Annotated in this window: 2 protein-coding genes and 1 pseudogene; 1 reads left to right on the top strand and 2 read right to left on the bottom strand. The window is 68.0% G+C overall.

Going from position 1 to position 1,457, the window contains the following annotated elements; all coding sequences use genetic code 11:
* A pseudogene (locus A9Z05_RS01760) lies at positions 1–184 on the bottom strand (phospholipase); the annotation flags it as partial.
* A 105-nt stretch (positions 185–289) separates the two neighbouring features.
* Positions 290–1,048, bottom strand: a complete 759-nt coding sequence (locus A9Z05_RS01755) for a DeoR/GlpR family DNA-binding transcription regulator (protein WP_069616633.1) — start codon at positions 1,046–1,048, stop codon at positions 290–292.
* A gap of 218 nt (positions 1,049–1,266) precedes the next feature.
* On the opposite strand from A9Z05_RS01755, the gene A9Z05_RS01750 reads away from it, so the two are divergent.
* On the top strand, positions 1,267–1,452 hold the full coding sequence (locus A9Z05_RS01750) for a hypothetical protein (protein ID WP_006480515.1): 186 nt from the start codon (positions 1,267–1,269) through the stop codon (positions 1,450–1,452).
* The last annotated feature ends 5 nt before the right edge of the window (positions 1,453–1,457 follow it).

Genomic DNA, 1,457 nt, shown 5'->3' with positions numbered 1-1,457 from the left:
CGTCGAACGTCAGGCGGTTGGGCAGCCAGCTGTCCGGCGCACGCGTCTTGCCGTCGGCCGACCAGAAGCCCGGCGTGCGCCGGATCGCGAAGCCGAGGAAATCGGACCGCGACGCCGCATCGGGCCAGTCGAAAGCCAGCAGGACCAGGGTGGGGGAAAGATAGCTGCGCACGCTGACGGTCATTCGTTGCTCCCAGGCCTCGCGGCCGGTCGAGATGAATGCGTCAGTCTTGATGGCGGTTCTTCCCGCGCGATGACCGTTCGATGAACCTTGTATGTCCGACGCGCGTCACTCGCACACGAGCAGCTCGATCCCGCGCGCCGTCAGCGCGCGGCGCACGGCCTTGTCGGGTGCGCGCTCGGTCACCAGATAGCGGGCGGCGGCCGTGCCGTTGATCCGCACCGGCGTCACGCGGCCGAATTTCGAATGATCGGCGACGATGATCGCCGTGCCCGCCGCCGCGATCATCCTGCTGCGCACTTCGGCGGCAAGCCGCGAGTAGTCGGTGCACTCGCCGTCTGGTGTGATGCCGCCAGCGCCGACGAATGCGAAATCGACGTGGTATTGCGCGAGCTGGTGGATCGTGTCGAGCCCGAACGTCGCGTCCTCGTCATCGGACAGCTCGCCGCCGAGCAGCGTCACGCGGTTGCCGTTGCGCCGCGCGAGCACGAACGCGGTGCGCCAGTCGTTCGTGTAGATCGACAGCCGGTGCCGGTCGGCGAGCGCCAGCGCGACCGCATGCGGCGTGCTGCCCGAATCGATCAGCACCGATGCGTCGTCGGGCACGAATTCGGCCGCGCGCCGCCCGATCGTGCGCTTCGCGTCGGCGTTCGCGGCTTCGCGCTCGGACAGGCTCGGCTCGCGGCGATCCGCAGCCAGCGCGCCGCCATGCGTCATCACGAGCAGGCCGCGCGCGGCCAGCGCGTTCAGGTCGCGTCGCACGGTTTCGCGCGACACGTCGAGCGAACGGACGAGTTCCGCGACCGACAGCGCGCCCGAGCGTCCGAGCTCCGACAGGATGTATTGATGACGTTGTTCCGCCAGCATCGCGTGTGCGCCCGAGGCGACTGGTAATGGGTAAGCCGGCCATTGTATTACGGACGTTTGACGACCATTTGACTGGGCCGGGAATCACGGCCGGGCGGCGGCCGCGCGCGTTGCCCGAAAGCGAAATTCTGTATTGCCCGGCGCGCGCGAATCCGCATGGCGCCGGTTGCTACACTTGGCGCTTCGCCGAACGACCGACCGACAAAGGGGCTTGCGCCATGTATCGCAAAGGCAGTGTGATCGAAATCCAGTTTCCGCCGGAACGCCTCAACGACGCGGCAGGCGATCCGTACTGGATCGACCTGACGCTCGACGAAGCGCGCCGGCTCTACGAGCAGCTCGCCGCGCGCTTCGCGACCGACGCGCGCGCCAACCAGCCGCTCGACACGTTCTCGATCGACTGACCGTC

The sequence above is a fragment of the Burkholderia sp. A2 genome (genome assembly GCF_001729305.1).
In the GTDB taxonomy this organism is placed as follows: Bacteria; Pseudomonadota; Gammaproteobacteria; order Burkholderiales; family Burkholderiaceae; genus Burkholderia; species Burkholderia sola.
The sequence above is the reverse complement of the archived record's forward strand: the minus strand, read 5'-3'. Positions and strand labels throughout refer to the sequence as shown.

Bases quoted from the DNA above. Each gene is read 5' to 3' on its own strand.
- A9Z05_RS01755 (WP_069616633.1), bottom strand. From the start codon at position 1,048: ATGCTGGCGGAACAACGTCATCAATACATCCTGTCGGAGCTCGGACGC.
- A9Z05_RS01750 (WP_006480515.1), top strand. From the start codon at position 1,267: ATGTATCGCAAAGGCAGTGTGATCGAAATCCAGTTTCCGCCGGAACGC.